The following is a 19,396-nucleotide window of genomic DNA, read 5'->3' as shown; positions in this document are numbered from 1 at the left end:
GAAGACTTTCCTGGTCCTGGAGGGTAATGGCACCCTCCCTAATATCCTTAGTTTACCGGCATACCGCGCTGAATAATTTCAGTTAACTCTGAGTTCGCGGATTGGCAGGATAAATTGCCCCTAAAACACTCGGCTCTGACGCCCCAGTCACAGACGGTAAATTTCCCGGCAATCCGGCCAGTGTTCGCCACGCCAACCATGCAAAGGCTAACGCTTCCATATCATCACCGCTGATCCCGGCTTCATCGGTTGAGGTGACCTCTGTACCCGGTAATAATGCCGCCAGACGCATCATCAGCAGTGGATTACGACTGCCACCACCACATACCATGAGTCGATCACAGCCGCCGCTTAACAAGACCTGCTCTGAAATGGTTACTGCCGTCAGTTCGGCAAGCGTCGCCTGTACATCTCGTGGGCTAATTCCCGGAAACTGCGCCAGATGACGCTCTATCCAGCCGTAATTAAAATACTCACGGCCGGTGCTTTTCGGCGCAGGCGCGGAAAAATAAGGGTCGTTAAGCATATTCTGCAGCAACGGTAAGATCACCGTTCCTGAAATGGCCCACTGCGCATCTTTGTCGTAGGGCTGGCCACATTGCCTCCAGATCCAGGCATCCATCAGCATATTGCCCGGCCCGGTGTCGTATCCACGAACGGGTTGTTGCGGAATAAGCAGAGACAGATTGGCAATACCGCCGATGTTTAACACCATTCGCCGTTCCGTTGGATGTGCCAGCAGTGCCTGATGAAACGCGGGAACGAGCGGTGCACCCTGCCCGCCAAGGGCGATATCACGTCGACGAAAATCGCCGACTACGGTTATCCCGGTACGCGCGACAATCTGGTTGTTATCACCAATTTGCAGCGTGTGCGGCGCAGCACCGTTCGGTTCATGCCACACGGTTTGCCCGTGACAACCAATCGCAACGATATCCTGCGGTTTCAATTTTTCTTGCACCAACAGCGCATTCACCGCCTCAGCAAATAGATAACCGAGCTGTGCATCTAACTGACCAAACTGAGAAAGAGTAAGCTGCTGCCCCTGGCAGATATCCAGAATCGCTTGTTTAACATGAATGGGGATGGGCCAGGTCAGACTCGCCTGCTGCGCAACCATCGTTTCATCTATTGTCGCCAGCACAACATCGACGCCATCAAGGCTGGTTCCAGACATTACACCGATAAAACGGCCCGATTTCATAGGTCATCCTTTTAAGCAAATTAGCCTTGACACTCAACCATAAAGTGTCGACTAATGCCATGCTTCCTTAATGATTTTTGGTGGCTAATCATTACAATGATCGTTTAATTACATCAATTACATGAATGATTCGTTTATACTCGGTTGATCCAATTTCGGTTAAGATTTTCATATTGTTCCAGTAGAACATGTGACCTTAGGCTCACAAATGCCATATAATTTAACCATGAAGGGTGTTTTATTAGCGTTTCGTGGTGACAAAGGAGATTTGTAAATGATTAAACGTGTGCTGATTGTTTCATTAATGGGCGTATCTTTAGCGGGTTGCGTTAACAATGATAGCCTTTCAGGCGACGTATATACCGCATCCGAAGCGAAACAAGTTCAGAACGTTACCTACGGTACGATTGTTCATGTTCGTCCGGTGCAAATCCAGGGTGGCGATGACGCAAACGTGATTGGTGCTATTGGTGGTGCGGTACTCGGCGGGTTCCTTGGTAACACCGTCGGCGGCGGTACGGGTCGTTCATTAGCGACGGCTGCAGGTGCAGTTGCCGGTGGCGTAGCGGGTCAAGGCGTACAAGGTGCGATGAATAAAACCCAGGGTGTGGAACTGGAAATCCGTAAGGATGATGGTAATACCATCATGGTGGTTCAGAAACAGGGTGCGACCAAGTTTTCAGCCGGCCAGCGCGTTGTTATGGCTAACAACGGCAGCCAGGTTACCGTGTCTCCACGCTAATCGAATTCACGTGTGGTCAGGCTCTGGCCACACGTAACTTATCGTTTCAATCCTGTGACTGCAGTTCAATAATATTGTGTTCGAGTTTGGCAACCAGCTTAATCAGCAGATCAATTTCCTCAGCTGAAATCCCTTCCAGAATTTCTCCACGTGTTTTGTTGATCACCGCTTCCATATCAGCGATCAGCGGCTCAGCCTTCTCTGTCAGTTTAATTCTCTTAGCTCGACGATCGCTGGCGCAAGTCTGTCGTGAAATGAGTCCCTTTTCTTCCAACTGGTCAAGCGTACGTACCAGCGAAGGCTGCTCGATGCCAATCGCTTTAGCCAGCTGAATCTGCGATTGATCCGGCGGCAACTGATGAATGTTGTGCAGCGTAACCCAATGCGTCTGCGTCAACTCCAGAGGTTTCAGGCGATGGTCAATCAGAGCACGCCAAATGCGCACCAACCGTGCCAGATCAGAACCTAATGGCGATTCCAATTTCATCTCCTTATAATTAGCTTGCTAAGTTATTGTGCTGATTTTAGAATAGTGTGCAGCATTTGTATTCCCAAAACAAATGTATTGCCAAATTTGCTTACCGGCTGACATTTTTTCAGACATTATGCGTTACAGAGACTCATTGTCTCTTTTTTGCTAAACCTATAGCAATGCTCTCTTCCGTCAAGGATTTTGCCCGTGAAGTTTATGTTTAATGCAACAGGATTGCCCCTACAAGATTTAATGATCGGCGCATCTGTCTACTTCCCTCCTGTTTTCAAGTCGATTGTAGCAGGATTTATTCTCTGGCTGGTTGTTCATCGCCTGCTGCGCGACTGGATTTACTCCGGCGAAATCTGGCATCCCCTGCTAATGGATCTGTCACTCTTTACGCTTTGCGTATGTCTGGCCTTTGTTATGCTGATAGCGTGGTGATTATGTCGCTTAAAACCGTTAAATACTTCTCCACTATTATAGTCGCTGCAATCGCAGTTTTCGCCGGATGGTGGATGTGGAATTACTATATGCAATCGCCCTGGACACGTGATGGCAAAGTACGTGCTGAGCAGGTCAGCATCACGCCGCAAGTGTCAGGCAGCATTAGCGAACTCTATATAAAAGATAACCAGTTTGTGAATAAAGGCGATGTCCTTTTTATTATCGACAAGACGCCATTTCACATTGCTGAACTGAATGCGCAAGCGCAACTGGCAAAAGCGCAGTCTGACCTGGCGAAAGCCAATAACGAAGCCAACCGCCGCCGTCATTTATCGCAAAATTACATCTCAGCCGAGGATCTGGATACCGCAAATCTCAACGTAAAAGCCATGCAGGCAAGCGTTGAAGCGGCTGAGGCCAGTTTGCGCCAGGCCCAGTGGCAACTGACGCAAACGGTGGTCAAAGCCCCCGTAGCGGGTTGGGTCACAAACCTGTCTACCCGTACCGGTGATTACGCCTCAACCGGTAAGCCCCTGTTTGCCCTTGTCGACAGTCACTCTTTTTATGTGATGGGATATTTTGAAGAAACTAAGTTACGCCACATTCGCGAGGGTGCGCCCGCCCTTATCACGCTCTACAGCGGTGATATAAAGTTACAGGGTCACGTTTCCAGTATTGGCCGTGCCATCTACGATCAAAGTGTGGAAAGTGATTCCGGCCTGATTCCCGACATCAAACCCAACGTGCCGTGGGTGCGTCTGGCGCAGCGTGTCCCGGTACGCATCGAATTCGACGCCCTGCCGCGGGAGGTCACGCTGGTGTCAGGTACAACCTGCAGCGTATCCATCGGCCAGCGTAAATGAAACTGCCCCGCCTGACACCAGGCAATTTGCCGTGGTTTAAAGCCACGGCGGCACAGTGGCGTTATGCGCTGCGTAACACCATTGCGATGTGCCTGGCGTTAACTTTTGCTTATTATCTGAATCTGGATGAGCCCTACTGGGCAATGACCTCGGCGGCGGTGGTTAGTTTTCCCACCGTTGGCGGGGTTATCAGCAAAAGTCTGGGTCGCGTAGCGGGTAGCCTACTGGGAGCCACCGCCGCACTGATTATTGCCGGTCATACTCTCAATGAGCCGTGGCTGTTTTTGCTGAGCATGTCGGTGTGGATCGGATTTTGTACCTGGGCCTGTGCGCATTTCACCAATAACGTTGCCTACGCCTTTCAACTGGCGGGTTATACGGCGGCGATCATTGCGTTTCCCATGGTCAATACCGTGGAAATTACGCAGTTATGGGATATCGCGCAGGCACGCGTGTGTGAAGTCATCGTCGGTATCCTGTGTGGCGGCGTGATGATGATGATCCTGCCCAGCACCTCCGATGGCACCACGTTACTGACTGCATTGAAAAACATGCATTCACGTTTACTGGAACATGCCAGCCTACTCTGGCAACCAGAAACCACGGATGCCATTCGCACAGCCCATGAAGGTGTTATCGGGCAGATTCTGACCATGAACCTGCTGCGTATTCAGGCTTTCTGGAGTCATTATCGTTTTCGTCGCCAGAATGCTTTGCTCAATTCGCTGTTGCACCAGCAGTTACGCATGACCAGCGTGATTTCCAGTCTGCGCAGGATGCTGCTGAACTGGCCTAATCCCCCGTCCAATACCCGGGAAATCATCGAACAGTTGCTCAGCGAACTAATCAAATCCAATGCGAATAGCTACACTGTCGCACGTATTATTGCCCCACTGCGGCCCGTCGATGCCCGCGACTATCGACACGTCGCCTTCTGGCAACGACTGCGTTATTTTTGTCGACTCTACCTGCGCAGCAGCCATTATCTGCATTTACTGGAAAATGGTGTTACCGCCGAGCGTATTAATATCGCCCGCACGCCGGGGCTTGCCCGTCATACCGATAATGCGGAAGCTATCTGGAGCGGGTTGCGTACGTTCTGCACTTTGATGCTTATCGGCGCATGGAGCATTGGCGCACAATGGGAATCAGGCTCTGGTGCACTCACGCTCGCCGCGATCAGCAGCGTGCTATATTCCGCCGTCGCCACGCCGTTCAAATCGCTTTCTTTACTAATGCGCACGCTGGTTCTGCTGTCGCTGTTTAGCTTTGTGGTTAAGTTTGGCCTGATGGTGCAAATTTCCGATCTCTGGCAATTCATTCTCTTTCTCTTCCCGTTACTCGCCACCATGCAACTGTTGAAGCTGCAAATGCCCGCCCTGGCAGGTCTTTGGGGGCAGCTGATTGTATTTATGGGTTCGTTTATCGCGGTAACCAATCCGCCGGTATATGATTTTGCTGATTTCCTGAATGACAATATGGCGAAAATCACCGGCGTGGCGCTATCATGGCTGGCCTTCGCCATTCTGCGCCCCGGATCGGATGCACGGAAAAGTCGCCGCCATATTCGCGCCCTGCGCCGGGATTTTGTCGATCAGCTCAGCCGACATCCATCACTCAGTGAAAACGAATTTGAATCGCTGACCTATCATCACGTCAGCCAGCTCAGCAACAGTCAGGATGCGCTGGCGCGACGCTGGTTATTACGTTGGGGGGTCGTTTTACTGAACTGCTCGCACGTGGTGTGGCAACTGCGTACCTGGGAGGCGCGTTCCGATCCGCTGGCTCGCGTCAGGGACGTGTGTATCTCGCTGCTGCGCGATGTAATGAGCGAGCGTGGCGTCCAGCAACGACCACTGAATGCCACACTGAATGAGCTACAGCGCATCTGCGATACGCTTGCCCACCATCATCAACCCGCTGCGCAGGAACTGTCGGCACTGGTCTGGCGGCTACACTGCTCGCTTTCACAACTCGAACAGGCGCCGCCGCCGGGCACTCTCAGTCGTTGATTATTTGATAACACCACAGGCATAGCGTGCTCCGCCACCGCCAAGCGGTTTCGGTTGATCGGACATATTATCGCCGCCCACATGGATCATCAGCGCTTTACCTTTAACCTCATCGAGCGTTTTAAGCCGCGGCGCAACGACCGGCGTTGTAGCGTTACCGTCGTTATTCACCACCAATAGCGGCAGGTCGCCCATATGACCTGCGCCTTCCGGGCCTTCATGTTTGCCGGTTTGGTGCGGATCATAATGGCCGCCAGCCGATTCTGCGGCTGAGGCTTTCCCATCTTTAATTGCCGGTTGGCAGCTGCCGTTCATATGCACATGGAAGCCATGTTCACCTGGCGGCAACGCCTTCAGATCGGGCGTAAACTCCAGCCCCTTTGCGGTTTCAGTAATAGTGACCGTACCAATCGCCTGGCCGACGCCTTGCGATGTGACCAGATTCATTGTCACTTTTTCTTCACTGGCAGCCTGCGCACATGCACAGGCGAGTAGAGTGATAATGGCCAAACTCAAACGCTTCATAAGACCTCCGTCCAAAAGGTGTCTGATTGTTAAGTGTAAACCAGTGACACAAATTTGAACGGAGATGCGCCAAAAACGCGATTAGGGTACGTCGTAACCCAGCGCCGCTTTACGAATGCGGAACCATTGCTGGCGAGACATGTTCAGCGACTCAGACTCAATGGCAGCACGTACACGCTCTATTTTTCCTGAGCCAATAATCGGCAGCGGCTGAGACGGCAGACGTAAAATCCAGGCGTATACCACCTGTTCAATAGACTGCGCATTCAACTCTTCTGCGATCACGGCAAGCTCATCACGTAAAGGCTGGAAAGCATCATCATTAAACAGGCGACCACCGCCGAGACAGGACCAGGCCATCGGGTGAATACGTAACTGTTGCAGTTGATCTAAAGTACCATCCAACAGGAGCGGCTGATGTACTGGTGAAATTTCTACCTGGTTGGTCGCCAGAGTAAACGGCAGACGCGATTGCAGCAGCGAAAACTGTGAAGGAGTAAAGTTGGAGACGCCAAAGTGACGCACTTTGCCACTATGGTGCAATTTTTTAAAAGCGTCGGCGACATCGTCAGCATCCATAAGCGGATCGGGACGGTGGATCAGCAGCAGATCAATATGATCGGTCGCCAACAGCTTCAGCGACTCTTCTGCACTGGCAATAATATGTGCACTGTCGGTGATGTAGTGGCCCAGCGCATTTTCCGCGCGCGCCGTCGTCGCGATCCCGCATTTGGTCACAATCTGCATTTTTTCACGCAAATGCGGAGCCAGCTTCATTGCCTCACCAAACGCCGCTTCACACTGGTATCCACCGTAAATATCGGCGTGATCGACGGTGGTCACGCCAAGATCCAGATGCTCTTCAATAAAGCTGACTAGCTGGCGCGCGGACATATTCCAGTCCATCAGGCGCCAGTACCCCATCACAAAGCGAGAAAATTCCGGGCCTTGCGGCGCAATAGTAATACGCTGAACCATAGCAGCTTCCTTTTAAGTGAATGTGCCTCGAGTATACGCAATTACGCTTTTAAAAGAGTGAAGGTTGTTGCGGTTCTTCCGAAGGGTTGGCTTTGTTTGCTCGTAATTTACGCATCAGGCGCTGACGACAAAGCCGCAGCACTTCCTGCTTTTGGGTATCGCTCATTTTTTGCCAGTTAAAACGCTCATCCCGACTGCGAAAACAGCCACGGCAAAAGCCGCGTTCGTCAGACTGACATATTCCACGGCATGGGCTCTGGACGGGGAAAAACTCCAGCTGTTCGGCCACATCCCCTCCTTTAATAAGATTGATATACCTATTGAAGACGTTAACTGAATTTCTCGCAAGCGCTATTGCATTAGACCGACTGGTCTATTACACTCGTTTTCATGAACAAAATCACTGAACACGATACACGCGAACATCTGCTGGCGACTGGCGAACTGCTGTGTATGCAGCGCGGCTTCACCGGCATGGGTTTAAGCGAACTACTGAAAACCGCTGAAGTACCCAAAGGTTCGTTTTATCATTACTTTCGCTCTAAAGAAGCGTTCGGTGTCGCGATGCTGGAACGCCACTATGCGGCCTATCATCGGCGACTGGCTACGCACTTTGATACGGGAGCGGGAAACTACCGCGACCGCATTCTGGCCTACTATCAGGAAACCCTGAACCAGTTTAGCCAGCACGGCATTATTAGCGGCTGTTTAACAGTAAAACTGTCTGCCGAAGTGTGCGATCTGTCAGAAGATATGCGCACTGCGATGGATAAAGGCGCGCGGCATATTATTGTGCTGTTAGCGCAGGCGCTGGAGAAAGGTCAGGCCAGCCATTGTCTGTCTTTTGTTGGCGAGCCTTTACAGCAGGCGCAGGTACTGTATGCGCTGTGGCTTGGCGCCAACCTGCAGGCCAAGATTTCTCGTAGCGCCACTCCGCTGGAAAATGCGCTGGCGCACGTTAAAAACATCATCACAACGCCTGCCGTTTAACAGGCGTTTTTATTTTCTTTATTACTAGACGACCGGTCTATTCAGGAGTGCCACATGTCATCTGAAAAACTGTTTTCCCCACTGAAAGTGGGTGCCATTACGGCAGCAAACCGCGTATTTATGGCGCCACTGACGCGTCTGCGCAGTATTGAGCCTGGCGACATCCCTACTCCGCTGATGGCCGAGTATTACCGTCAACGCGCCAGCGCGGGTCTTATCATCAGTGAAGCGACGCAGATTTCCGCACAGGCGAAAGGCTATGCCGGAGCACCCGGCTTACACAGCGAAGCGCAAATTGCCGCATGGAAGAAAATCACTGCTGCCGTACACGCTGAGCAAGGTCATATTGCTGTCCAGTTGTGGCACACCGGACGCATCTCTCACGCCAGTCTGCAGCCAAACGGCCAAGCTCCAGTTGCACCTTCCGCGATTAGCGCTGGAACCCGCACATCGCTGCGTGATGAAAACGGCCTGGCAACGCGTGCCGATACCTCAATGCCACGTGCGCTGGAAACAGAAGAGATTCCGGGTATCGTTAATGACTTCCGTCAGGCGATAGCCAATGCGCGCGTGGCAGGTTTCGATATGGTTGAACTGCACTCTGCCCACGGCTACCTGCTGCACCAGTTCCTGTCGCCAACGTCTAACCAGCGTACCGATCAATACGGTGGCAGCGTCGAAAATCGTGCGCGTCTGGTGCTGGAAGTGGTTGACGCCGGTATTAAAGAATGGGGTGCCGATCGCATTGGTATTCGCGTCTCCCCGATTGGCACTTTCCAGAACGTTGACAACGGTCCGAACGAAGAAGCCGATGCGCTGTATCTGATTGAACAATTGGGCAAGCGCGGAATCGCTTACCTGCACATGTCTGAGCCGGACTGGGCCGGTGGCGAGCCGTATTCCGATGCGTTCCGCGAAAAAGTTCGCGCGCGCTTCCACGGTCCTATCATCGGTGCTGGTGCTTACACCCCAGAAAAAGCAGAAGCGCTGATCGAGAAAGGTCTGATCGACGCCGTTGCTTTTGGTCGCGCCTATATTGCTAACCCGGATCTGGTGGCGCGTCTGCAACGCAAAGCAGAACTGAATCCGCAACGTGCCGAGAGCTTCTACGGCGGCGGCGCGGAAGGTTACACCGACTATCCTACCCTCTAACGTCACAATCTCCGTTCTGCCATTGATAGCGGCGTAACAACGCCGCTATACTAAAACAACATTTTGAATGTATTAGCCATTTTTGAAGGGGAAAAAGATGCGTTTACTCCATACCATGCTGCGCGTGGGTGACCTGCAGCGTTCCATCGAGTTTTATACCAACGTGCTGGGCATGAAGCTGCTGCGTACCAGCGAAAACCCTGAATACAAGTACTCTCTGGCTTTTGTCGGCTACGGTCCTGAAACCAGTGAAGCAGTAATCGAACTGACCTATAACTGGGGTGTCGACAAGTATGATCTGGGTACTGCCTATGGCCATATCGCCCTGAGCGTAGACAACGCGGCTGAAGCCTGTGAACGTATTCGCCAGAATGGCGGTAACGTAACGCGTGAAGCAGGTCCAGTAAAAGGCGGCACCACAGTGATTGCGTTCGTTGAAGATCCGGACGGCTACAAAATTGAGCTGATCGAAGAGAAAGACGCCGGGCGCGGCCTGGGCGATTAATCTCCCCCTCGGGCGCAGATCGTCTGTGCCCATAGTTTTATACTCATCATTTTGCCATAATACGCGCTGCAATTTTCCCGTATTAAGAGACCCAGATGTCCGATAACGCTCAACTTTCCGGTCTGTGTGACCGTTTTCGTGGTTTTTATCCTGTCGTCATTGATGTCGAAACCGCAGGGTTCAATGCCAAAACCGATGCGCTGCTTGAGATTGCCGCCATCACACTGAAAATGGATGAACAAGGCTGGCTGATGCCGGACACGACGTTACATTTCCACGTAGAGCCGTTTGAAGGTGCCAATTTGCAACCGGAAGCGCTCGCCTTTAACGGTATTGACCCTAACAATCCGCTACGCGGTGCGGTCAGCGAATATGATGCTCTGCATGCCATCTTCAAAATGGTGCGTAAAGGCATTAAAGACAGCGGCTGCAATCGGGCGATCATGGTGGCACATAACGCTACGTTCGACCACAGTTTCATGATGGCTGCAGCAGAACGCGCCTCACTCAAACGTAATCCATTCCACCCATTTGTAACCTTTGATACGGCGGCATTAAGCGGCCTGTCTCTGGGGCAGACTGTGTTATCAAAAGCGTGCCTGGCGGCGGGAATGGAGTTTGACGGGAATCAGGCGCACTCGGCGCTGTATGACACCGAACGTACGGCCGTGCTGTTTTGCGAAATCGTTAACCGCTGGAAACGTCTCGGCGGTTGGCCTCTTCCCGTGCCTGAAGAAGCGTAACGGCGATATAAAAAAAGCGACCATTTCAGGTCGCTTTTTTACTTCTGCTGGTATTACTCAGCGTCCGGCTCTTCGGTTTTGTATTTCGCTGCTGTTTCTTTAATCAGCTGCTGCAACTCACCGCGCTGGTACATTTCGATCAAAATGTCACAACCGCCAACCAGCTCACCATCAACCCACAGTTGCGGGAAGGTCGGCCAGTTTGCGTATTTCGGCAGTTCGGCGCGAATATCCGGGTTCTGCAGAATATCAACGTAAGCAAAGCGTTCACCACAGGCTGACAGCGCCTGCACAGCCTGTGCGGAGAAACCGCAGCTTGGCAGTTTAGGGGAACCTTTCATGTACAGGAGAATCGGGTTTTCAGCGATCTGGCGCTGGATTTTTTCGATAGTGGTGCTCATTATCTTGCTTCCTTAAACTTCTTTTACGGCAGTAGTCTGACATTGTAACGGGTCAGACAGGCAACGGAAAATAACATTTTCATTACGCGTTATTATTTTATCCCCTGACGCTAAAAGTTGCATTCACAATCTCACTTATCCCCTTCAAACATGTGGATTTGATTATCCGTTCACCAACTCAAACGTTAATTGCTGTTTTTTTTTGCGGTCGGTTACGAAACATAGTTTTAAACAAAAAAAGCTATTAACTTTCCCTCTTTCTATAGATTAGAATCATCAAGTTTTGAAAATCACACGCAGGCACGATAGACCTGCCTTACCAGAGGACTGCTCAGTGGCGCGGATAAACCGAATCTCGATCACGCTCTGTGCTTTGCTTTTTACTACACTGCCCTTTACGCCTATGGCTCATGCTTCCAAGCAGGCCAGGACGACACCTACCAATTCTCACACCATCAAAACGGTAGATAAAAAGAAAAGCGCAACAACCAGCCAAAAAACAACAAAGACCAGTAAGAAAACGGCGACAAAGACCACCAGCAAAACCAGCACCAAAACCGCTTCCTCTTCTAAAAAACGCACTGCCACTCCGGCAAAGTCGACTAAAACTGCAAATCGCCGTGGTAAAACTGCCGCAGCACAAACCGCAGCCGTTACCTGGACGGAAAAATGCACACCGCGCAAAGGTCATAAACCACGCTGCGTGAAGGTGAAAACCACTGCACCGACTACGCTTGCTGACGCACATAAAGTGAAAGTGCAGAAAGCGACTAAAACAGCTATGTCCACCTTGATGAACCAAATCGGTAAACCTTATCGTTGGGGCGGCTCCTCGCCAAGAACCGGGTTTGACTGCAGCGGTCTGGTTTATTACGCCTATAAAGATCTGGTGAAGTTCCGCATTCCGCGTACCGCGAATGAAATGTACCATCTGCGTGATGCCGCACCAATTGAACGTGGCGAACTGAAAAATGGCGATCTGGTATTCTTTCGTACCCAGGGTCGCGGCACAGCCGATCACGTCGGCGTCTACGTCGGCAACGGTAAGTTTATTCAGTCACCGCGCAGCGGGCAGGAAATTCAAATCACCTCTCTGAGCGAAGATTACTGGCAGCGCCACTATGTGGGCGCTCGTCGGGTAATGACGCCAAAAACAATTCGCTAAAAACTTACCCTACAGAACATACTGTAGGGTAAGTTCTTCTTTTGCATAACCTTTCAATTTGCTACCCTATCCTTACTCACAATGAGGCTATTGTGTGTACTCAATATAAATAATAAGGAGAGAAGCAATGTCGTTTGAATTACCTGCATTACCGTATGCCAAAGATGCTCTGGCACCGCACATTTCTGCCGAAACGCTGGAATATCACTATGGCAAACACCATCAAACCTACGTGACCAATCTGAACAATCTGATTAAAGGCACGGCGTTTGAAGGCAAATCACTGGAAGAGATCGTTCGTAGCTCTGAAGGCGGTGTATTCAATAACGCAGCACAAGTATGGAACCACACGTTCTACTGGAACTGCCTGGCACCAAACGCAGGTGGTGAACCGACCGGAAAACTGGCCGATGCAATAGCCGCTTCCTTTGGCAGCTTTGCAGATTTCAAAGCGCAATTCACCGATGCCGCTATCAAAAACTTCGGTTCTGGCTGGACCTGGCTGGTTAAAGGAACGGATGGCAAACTGGCTATCGTCTCCACCTCCAACGCAGGTACTCCGCTGACCACCGACGCGACGCCGCTGATGACCGTTGACGTATGGGAACACGCCTACTACATCGATTATCGCAATGCTCGTCCTGGCTACCTGGAACATTTCTGGGCACTGGTGAACTGGGAATTTGTTGCGAAGAACTTCGCAGCATAAAAAAGATAACGCAGAAGGACTTCCTTCTGCGTTTTTGCATTAATTCGCGGTAGTGAAAGCCTCTTCAGGCTGTCTTCTTGCGGAAATGAACACCAGCAGCAGCGCAAGACCCGCCACAATCGCCCCCATTACCGGCACAAAACTGTAGCCCAGGCCGCCAGAGATTACCGCCCCACCGGCCGCAGCCCCCAGTGCGTTCCCCAGATTAAACGCGCCAATATTGACTGACGATGATAATCCAGGTGCTTCGCTGGCAACGCGCATCACACGCATCTGCAACGGTGGAACGACCGCAAACGTCGCCGCGCCCCAGACCACCATACTGACCGCCGCTCCCAACTCATTACGCGCAAGGAAAGGAATGGCCAGCATAATAACCATCAGCAGCAGTAAAAAGCCTTTTAGCGTACCGTTGACTGAACGGTCAGCCAGTTTGCCGCCAAAATAGTTACCGATCGAGAAGCCAACACCTATCAACACCAGCATCCCGGTAACAAATGCCGGTGTAGCATGAGTGATAGTATGCAGAACCGGCGAGATGTAGGTATACAGCGTGAACATCGCCCCAGCACCCAGTACGGTAGTCAGTAACGCCGACAGCACCTGCGGGCGCATAAGTACCGCCAGTTCGCTACGGACATCCGGGCGCTCTCCTGCTCCCCCCTTGGGTAATGAGAAGAACAGGCTGACCATCGCAATGACGCCCAGCCCTGCAGTGGCCATAAACGACATGCGCCAGCCGATGGTTTCACCAAGCCAGGTCGCCGCCGGAACGCCGCCAATATTGGCGATAGTTAACCCCATAAACATCGTTGCCACAGCGCTGGCCTGCTTATGTTTGGGTACCACACTGGCTGCAACCACAGAACCGAGACCAAAAAAGGCTCCATGGTTAAGACTGGTCAAAATGCGCGATAGCATCAGCGTGGTGTAATCCGGCGAGATAGCCGAAAGCACATTACCCAGCGTGAAAATCGCCATCAGGAATATCAAAGCATTACGTCGCGCACGATGAGACAGCAGCAATGTCATCAGCGGTGCACCTACCATCACACCTACTGCATAAGCGCTGATCAGCATGCCAGCCGCCGGAATCGAGACGTCCACACCTTTGGCAATGACGGGCAATAACCCCATTGGCGAAAACTCGGTGGTGCCAATACCAAACGCCCCGATTGCCAGCGACAGTAGAGGGTAATTGATTTTCATATTTCGACTCCGTATCGTCGAGCCGTGGCACGACATAAAATAAGAGTCAAAAGCATGACATTGATCGCAAAATTAATAAAGTTAACAAAACTGCAAAAGACTTTTGCTTATTCGCAAACAATAGAGGGGAAAAACGAGTCGAAGGGATGAGGGAGAGCTAACTCCCTCGGGGAAATCAATGCAGCGCTGCGGTCAGACCACCCGCGACGATCAAACCCAGAACAATAATGGTAGTCACTAACGAAAATTTCAGATCGGTGCTCATCAAGTTTTCTCCTTTTTATTCCCACACAAAAAGTGATATTGCGCATTTTTACACACTTGAAAGCAAAAATCTCTCACGATTTATATTGATAACTGCTTTTAACTCTTCCCCTTTTCGTTAAGATCAGACAAAATTCCACGCTTACTTGATTAGCGTACCGGCCATTGACCCCTTCCTGACGTTCCGTGTCGTTTTCCCGGCGTGCCGCAACCCTTACGTTGCGATAAGGGTGTGTAAAGGCAAACGTTTACCTGGAGTATTCTCAGGAGCTTAGGATATGGTCTGGAGTGAGATGTAATGGCAACAATTAAAGATGTAGCGAAGCGAGCAAACGTTTCCACTACAACCGTATCACACGTAATTAACAAGACGCGCTTTGTCGCGGAAGAAACACGTAATGCTGTCTGGGCAGCAATCAAAGAACTGCACTATTCTCCGAGTGCTGTTGCCCGCAGCCTGAAGGTAAATCACACCAAGTCTATCGGCTTGCTGGCGACCAGCAGCGAAGCGGCCTATTTCGCCGAAATTATCGAAGCCGTTGAGAAAAACTGTTTCCAGAAAGGCTATACCCTGATCCTGGGTAACGCATGGAACAGTCTCGAAAAGCAGCAGGCTTATCTGTCGATGATGGCGCAAAAGCGCGTTGATGGTCTGCTGGTGATGTGTTCTGAGTATCCGGAGTCACTGCTTTCGATGCTCGAAGAGTATCGCCATATCCCGATGGTCGTCATGGACTGGGGCGAAGCAAAAGCCGACTTTACCGATACGGTCATTGATAACGCCTTCGAAGGCGGTTACATGGCGGGCCGGTATCTGGTAGAACGCGGTCATCGTGAGATTGGCGTGATCCCTGGCCCAATGGAACGTAACACCGGGGCCGGGCGTCTGGCTGGCTTTATGAAAGCGATGGAAGAAGCGCTGATTAAAGTGCCTGAAAACTGGATTGTCCAGGGCGATTTTGAGCCTGAATCCGGCTATCGCGCCATGCAGCAAATTCTGTCGCAGTCTCATCGTCCGACCGCGGTCTTCTGCGGTGGCGATATTATGGCAATGGGTGCGCTGTGCGCCGCTGACGAAATGGGACTGCGCGTACCGCAGGATGTCTCACTCATCGGCTACGACAACGTGCGCAACGCCCGCTTCTTCACGCCGGCCTTGACGACCATTCACCAGCCGAAGGATTCACTGGGTGAAACGGCCTTCAACATGCTGTTAGACCGTATCGTGAATAAACGTGAAGAGTCACAGTCTATCGAGGTGCATCCGCGCCTGGTTGAGCGTCGCTCCGTTGCCGACGGTCCGTTCCGCGATTACCGCCGTTAAGCCTGTTGTGCGGGAGTCTCATCTGGCTCCCGCAGCCATTCCTTGTTCAACGTTTCACTATCCCCTAAATAGTCCAGCAGCCAACTCAATGCCGGTGACGTATCGTTCTGCTGCCATGTCAGACAACATGCGGCATCAGGAAAAGGGTTCTCCAGTTGCAGCGCAACCCATTTGCCGCTATCGATCCACGGTTTGGCAAAATGCGTCGGTACCATGCCCACGCACAATCCCGCGGACAAACAGGTCGCTGAGGATTCCCAGTCCGGCACGACTACGCGCTTTTGGTTGTCCAGCAGCCAGGTAATACGCTTCGGCAATGTTCGAGAGGTATCTTCGCGCACCAGTGACGGCCAGTTGCGCAACGTGTCATCACTTAGCGGTCCAGGCATTGACGCCAGTGGATGATGGCTGGCTACCACGCAGCTCCAGCTCAGCATTCCCATATCGCGGAAGGTATAGCGCCCCCCGACCGGAATGGCCTGTGTGGCACCGATGGCCAGTTCCACGCGTCCATCAGACAGTGCGTCCCACACGCCGTTAAACACTTCCTGAAAAACTAACAATTCCACATCATCAAAGTGACGGTAGAAATCCACGATCATCTGTCGGGTACGATCCGGGCGGACAATGTTATCGACGGCGATCGCCAACTGTCCGCGCCAGCCGTTAGCAATTTGCTGACATTGCTGGCGCGTGATCTGCATTTTTTTGATAACAGAGCGGCCTTCTTTTAAAAACCATGCCCCGGCAGGCGTTAATTCAACATCCCGATGGCGTCGCTCAAAAAGTGGCACCGCCAGCCACTCTTCCAGCTGGCGCACGGTGTAGCTTACCGCCGAAGGTACACGGTGCAGCTCCTGCGCGGCCGAACTAAAGCTACCGTTACGCGCAACCGCATCAACCACTTCAAGTGAATATTCCGACCACATATTCTGCCTGCAAAAAATTTGAAATCAGTAAGCAAATATTAGCGTTTCACAGCGAGAATTACACTCACTACACTCAGCGGCATTGTTCTACAGTAAAAAAGAGAAATGATGATGCAACCTGGGAAAGGGTTTTTAGTCTGGCTGGCAGGTCTTAGCGTGCTCGGTTTTCTGGCAACGGATATGTATCTACCCGCCTTTGCTGCTATTCAGTCCGATCTGCAAACACCTGCATCTGCCGTCAGCGCCAGCCTGAGCTTGTTCTTAGCCGGTTTTGCCGTCGCACAACTGCTGTGGGGGCCGCTTTCTGACCACTATGGTCGCAAGCCTATTTTGCTGCTGGGTTTATCTATCTTCGCACTGGGCAGTCTGGGTATGCTGTGGGTTGAAAACGCCACTGGTCTACTGGTACTGCGATTTGTTCAGGCCGTTGGCGTCTGTGCGGCATCGGTTATCTGGCAAGCGCTGGTTACCGATTATTATCCTTCACAAAAAGTAAACCGCATCTTTGCTACTATTATGCCGCTGGTCGGGTTATCTCCTGCACTCGCCCCGCTATTAGGCAGTTGGATCCTGGTACATTTTTCCTGGCAGGCCATTTTTGCCACTCTGTTTGCCATTACTCTGATTCTGATGCTTCCGGCTCTGCGTCTAAAGCCAACGGCTAAAGCGCGCGATGACAGCCAGGATAAACTGACTTTCGCCACCTTGCTGCGCTCGAAAACTTACCGTGGAAACGTGCTGATTTATGCCGCCTGTTCCGCGAGTTTTTTCGCATGGCTGACGGGTTCCCCGTTCATCCTCAGCGAAATGGGTTATAGCCCAGCGGTAATTGGTCTGAGCTATGTTCCGCAAACTATCGCCTTCTTAATTGGTGGTTACGGCTGTCGTGCAGCGCTGCAAAAATGGCAGGGTCGTCAGCTGCTGCCCTGGTTACTCATTCTGTATGCCTTCAGCGTTGTGGGTACCTGGGCGACCGGCTTTATTCATCATGTTGCATTGGCTGAAATCCTGATCCCATTCTGCGTTATGGCGATTGCGAACGGCGCAATCTACCCTATCGTTGTCGCGCAGGCATTACGCCCTTTCCCACAGGCCACGGGACGCGCAGCCGCATTGCAGAATACGCTGCAACTGGGTTTATGCTTCCTGGCAAGCCTTGTCGTTTCCTGGTTGATTGCCACCCCGCTGCTCACCACCACCAGCGTTATGCTGACAACAGTATTGCTGGCTGGTGTGGGTTACAAAATGCAATCGCAGAAAACTGACGCCCCGCAAACAGATGATCGTGCGCAAGTTGCCCACGGAGAGTCGCACTAATAATGGTTGCGGGCATTTAGTTAGCCCGCTAACAATTATCGGTTGAATCGTCAAAAATTCAGGCATATACTGATTTTCAGTTGTTAAAAAAACGATAATTTTAATGCGTTAACGGGGACAAGAACGTTCCCGTTTTACCACGGATGGCCTTTTCGGCAAGGGTTTCTCCCTTCCTCTGTTCTACGTCGGATTATAGATTCGCGGATTAATTCCGTGAGATTTCTCACAAAGCCCAAAAAAGCGTCTACGCTGTTTTAAGGTTCTGATCACCGACCAGTGATGGAGAAGCTATGAGTTCATCATGTATAGAAGACGTCAGCGTACCGGATGATGACTGGTACCGCATTACCAATGAATTATTGAGTCGTGCAGGCATTGCCATTAATGGCCCTGCACCGGCTGATATTCGAGTAAAGAACCCCGATTTTTTCAAACGCGTATTGCAGGAAGGATCGTTAGGGTTGGGTGAAAGTTATATGGATGGCTGGTGGGAATGCGACCGGCTGGACATGTTTTTTAGTAAAGTCTTGCGTGCCGGTCTTGAAAACCAACTCCCCCGCCACTTTAAAGATACGCTACGTATCGCCACGGCTCGCCTGTTCAATTTACAGACCAAAAAACGTGCGTGGATGGTCGGCAAAGAACATTACGATTTGGGCAACGATCTCTTTACCCGCATGCTTGACCCCTATATGCAGTATTCCTGCGCCTACTGGAAAGATGCCAACACTCTGGAAGCTGCCCAGCAGGCGAAGCTCAAAATGATTGCTGAAAAATTGCAACTGAAGCCAGGAATGCGGGTGCTTGATATTGGCTGTGGCTGGGGTGGTTTATCCCAGTTTATGGCATCGCAATATGGTGTGAGCGTGGTGGGTGTGACCATTTCGGCAGAACAGCAGAAAATGGCACAGGAACGTTGCGCTGGGCTGGATGTCACCATTTTGCTGCAGGATTATCGCGACCTGAACGACAAATTCGACCGCATTGTCTCCGTCGGCATGTTTGAACATGTTGGACCGAAGAACTACGCCACCTATTTTGAGGTGGTCGATCGTAATTTAAAACCGGATGGTCTCTTTTTACTGCACAGCATCGGCTCCAAAAAAACCGACAATAACGTTGATCCGTGGATCAATAAGTATATCTTCCCAAACGGGTGTTTGCCGTCAGTTCGCCAGATTGCCAACGCCAGCGAACCGCATTTTGTGATGGAAGACTGGCATAATTTTGGCGCGGATTACGACACGACGCTGATGGCATGGCACGAGCGTTTCATGAACTCCTGGCCTGAAATCGCCGATAACTATACCGAACGTTTCAAACGGATGTTCAGCTATTATCTGAATGCCTGCGCCGGGGCGTTTCGTGCTCGCGACATTCAGCTATGGCAGGTGGTATTTTCCCGCGGTGTTGAACACGGTCTGCGCGTTCCCCGCTAATCGTTT

The 19,396-nt window shown here is 51.4% G+C and carries 21 protein-coding genes and 1 pseudogene; 13 read left to right on the top strand and 9 right to left on the bottom strand.

Going from position 1 to position 19,396, the window contains the following annotated elements; translation table 11 throughout:
• Positions 1 to 82 precede the first annotated feature (82 nt).
• Entirely contained in the window at positions 83 to 1,204 is a 1,122-nt protein-coding gene (anmK, locus tag OGY18_RS07395) for an anhydro-N-acetylmuramic acid kinase (protein WP_003832781.1), read from the bottom strand.
• Between the two features lie 274 nt (positions 1,205 to 1,478).
• Between anmK and slyB the strand changes: the two genes are divergently transcribed.
• A complete protein-coding gene (gene slyB / locus OGY18_RS07390; protein WP_003029175.1) occupies positions 1,479 to 1,946 on the top strand; it encodes an outer membrane lipoprotein SlyB in 468 nt (155 codons plus the stop codon).
• 46 nt (positions 1,947 to 1,992) lie between these two features.
• Here slyB and slyA read toward each other — a convergent pair whose 3' ends face one another.
• Positions 1,993 to 2,433, bottom strand: a complete 441-nt coding sequence (gene slyA / locus OGY18_RS07385; RefSeq protein WP_122973940.1) for a transcriptional regulator SlyA — start codon at positions 2,431 to 2,433, stop codon at positions 1,993 to 1,995.
• 192 nt (positions 2,434 to 2,625) lie between these two features.
• On the opposite strand from slyA, the gene OGY18_RS07380 reads away from it, so the two are divergent.
• From OGY18_RS07380 to OGY18_RS07370, 3 genes and pseudogenes are all read left to right on the top strand, one after another.
• Entirely contained in the window at positions 2,626 to 2,862 is a 237-nt protein-coding gene (locus tag OGY18_RS07380) for a DUF1656 domain-containing protein (protein WP_126318212.1), read from the top strand.
• A gap of 2 nt (positions 2,863 to 2,864) precedes the next feature.
• A complete protein-coding gene (locus OGY18_RS07375; RefSeq protein ID WP_032934449.1) occupies positions 2,865 to 3,728 on the top strand; it encodes an efflux RND transporter periplasmic adaptor subunit in 864 nt (287 codons plus the stop codon).
• A pseudogene (locus OGY18_RS07370) lies at positions 3,725 to 5,765 on the top strand (FUSC family protein). Before OGY18_RS07375 ends, OGY18_RS07370 begins: the two are co-directional and overlap by 4 nt.
• On the opposite strand, the gene sodC reads toward OGY18_RS07370, so the two are convergent.
• The 3 genes from sodC to OGY18_RS07355 all read right to left on the bottom strand — a co-directional run bounded on the left by sodC (position 5,741) and on the right by OGY18_RS07355 (position 7,532).
• Positions 5,741 to 6,265 (bottom strand): superoxide dismutase [Cu-Zn] SodC, encoded by a 525-nt coding sequence (gene sodC, locus OGY18_RS07365; protein WP_286552416.1) that lies wholly within the window; start codon positions 6,263 to 6,265, stop codon positions 5,741 to 5,743. The pseudogene OGY18_RS07370 and the gene sodC sit on opposite strands and share 25 nt — an antisense overlap.
• An 81-nt stretch (positions 6,266 to 6,346) precedes the next feature.
• The gene (locus OGY18_RS07360) at positions 6,347 to 7,243 is read right to left on the bottom strand and encodes an aldo/keto reductase (RefSeq protein ID WP_149385207.1); all 897 of its coding nucleotides are present in this window, start codon (positions 7,241 to 7,243) and stop codon (positions 6,347 to 6,349) included.
• 49 nt (positions 7,244 to 7,292) lie between these two features.
• Positions 7,293 to 7,532 carry a DUF1289 domain-containing protein gene (locus tag OGY18_RS07355; RefSeq protein WP_003832768.1) on the bottom strand — a complete coding sequence of 80 codons (240 nt, stop codon included), beginning with the start codon at positions 7,530 to 7,532 and terminating at the stop codon, positions 7,293 to 7,295.
• 101 nt (positions 7,533 to 7,633) lie between these two features.
• On the opposite strand from OGY18_RS07355, the gene OGY18_RS07350 reads away from it, so the two are divergent.
• The 4 genes from OGY18_RS07350 (at position 7,634) to rnt (ending at position 10,633) form a co-directional block, all read left to right on the top strand.
• Positions 7,634 to 8,233 (top strand): TetR/AcrR family transcriptional regulator, encoded by a 600-nt coding sequence (locus OGY18_RS07350; RefSeq protein ID WP_003832766.1) that lies wholly within the window; start codon positions 7,634 to 7,636, stop codon positions 8,231 to 8,233.
• Between the two features lie 54 nt (positions 8,234 to 8,287).
• Positions 8,288 to 9,385 carry an alkene reductase gene (locus OGY18_RS07345; protein WP_063941544.1) on the top strand — a complete coding sequence of 366 codons (1,098 nt, stop codon included), beginning with the start codon at positions 8,288 to 8,290 and terminating at the stop codon, positions 9,383 to 9,385.
• Positions 9,386 to 9,482: 97 nt separating this feature from the next.
• Positions 9,483 to 9,890 carry a lactoylglutathione lyase gene (gloA, locus tag OGY18_RS07340; protein WP_003832762.1) on the top strand — a complete coding sequence of 136 codons (408 nt, stop codon included), beginning with the start codon at positions 9,483 to 9,485 and terminating at the stop codon, positions 9,888 to 9,890.
• 95 nt (positions 9,891 to 9,985) lie between these two features.
• Entirely contained in the window at positions 9,986 to 10,633 is a 648-nt protein-coding gene (gene rnt, locus OGY18_RS07335) for a ribonuclease T (RefSeq protein WP_003029200.1), read from the top strand.
• A 53-nt stretch (positions 10,634 to 10,686) separates the two neighbouring features.
• Here the strand turns inward: rnt and grxD are convergent, their stop codons facing one another.
• A complete protein-coding gene (grxD, locus tag OGY18_RS07330; RefSeq protein WP_003832760.1) occupies positions 10,687 to 11,034 on the bottom strand; it encodes a monothiol glutaredoxin 4 in 348 nt (115 codons plus the stop codon).
• A gap of 334 nt (positions 11,035 to 11,368) precedes the next feature.
• On the opposite strand from grxD, the gene OGY18_RS07325 reads away from it, so the two are divergent.
• Positions 11,369 to 12,199 (top strand): C40 family peptidase, encoded by an 831-nt coding sequence (locus OGY18_RS07325; RefSeq protein ID WP_003832759.1) that lies wholly within the window; start codon positions 11,369 to 11,371, stop codon positions 12,197 to 12,199.
• 127 nt (positions 12,200 to 12,326) lie between these two features.
• Entirely contained in the window at positions 12,327 to 12,908 is a 582-nt protein-coding gene (sodB, locus tag OGY18_RS07320) for a superoxide dismutase [Fe] (RefSeq protein WP_003029205.1), read from the top strand.
• Between the two features lie 39 nt (positions 12,909 to 12,947).
• Here sodB and OGY18_RS07315 read toward each other — a convergent pair whose 3' ends face one another.
• On the bottom strand, positions 12,948 to 14,117 hold the full coding sequence (locus OGY18_RS07315; RefSeq protein ID WP_003832758.1) for an MFS transporter: 1,170 nt from the start codon (positions 14,115 to 14,117) through the stop codon (positions 12,948 to 12,950).
• Between the two features lie 175 nt (positions 14,118 to 14,292).
• On the bottom strand, positions 14,293 to 14,382 hold the full coding sequence (gene cydH, locus OGY18_RS07310; protein ID WP_003029209.1) for a cytochrome bd-I accessory subunit CydH: 90 nt from the start codon (positions 14,380 to 14,382) through the stop codon (positions 14,293 to 14,295).
• Between the two features lie 297 nt (positions 14,383 to 14,679).
• Here cydH and purR point away from each other — a divergent pair, with 297 nt between their 5' ends.
• The gene (gene purR / locus OGY18_RS07305) at positions 14,680 to 15,705 is read left to right on the top strand and encodes an HTH-type transcriptional repressor PurR (RefSeq protein WP_003832757.1); all 1,026 of its coding nucleotides are present in this window, start codon (positions 14,680 to 14,682) and stop codon (positions 15,703 to 15,705) included.
• Here purR and punR read toward each other — a convergent pair.
• Positions 15,702 to 16,634: a DNA-binding transcriptional activator PunR gene (gene punR, locus OGY18_RS07300; protein ID WP_003029215.1), complete on the bottom strand. Its 933-nt coding sequence runs from the start codon at positions 16,632 to 16,634 to the stop codon at positions 15,702 to 15,704. The two genes, purR and punR, sit on opposite strands and share 4 nt — an antisense overlap.
• A 111-nt stretch (positions 16,635 to 16,745) precedes the next feature.
• Here punR and punC point away from each other — a divergent pair, with 111 nt between their 5' ends.
• On the top strand, positions 16,746 to 17,951 hold the full coding sequence (punC, locus tag OGY18_RS07295) for a purine nucleoside transporter PunC (protein ID WP_286552697.1): 1,206 nt from the start codon (positions 16,746 to 16,748) through the stop codon (positions 17,949 to 17,951).
• Positions 17,952 to 18,241: 290 nt separating this feature from the next.
• The gene (gene cfa / locus OGY18_RS07290; RefSeq protein WP_286552413.1) at positions 18,242 to 19,390 is read left to right on the top strand and encodes a cyclopropane fatty acyl phospholipid synthase; all 1,149 of its coding nucleotides are present in this window, start codon (positions 18,242 to 18,244) and stop codon (positions 19,388 to 19,390) included.
• Positions 19,391 to 19,396: the final 6 nt, after the last annotated feature.

Origin of the sequence: Citrobacter sp. Cpo142 (assembly GCF_030332425.1) — a bacterium.
GTDB lineage: Bacteria > Pseudomonadota > Gammaproteobacteria > Enterobacterales > Enterobacteriaceae > Citrobacter > Citrobacter portucalensis.
This window is presented reverse-complemented; position numbering and strand designations above follow the sequence as displayed.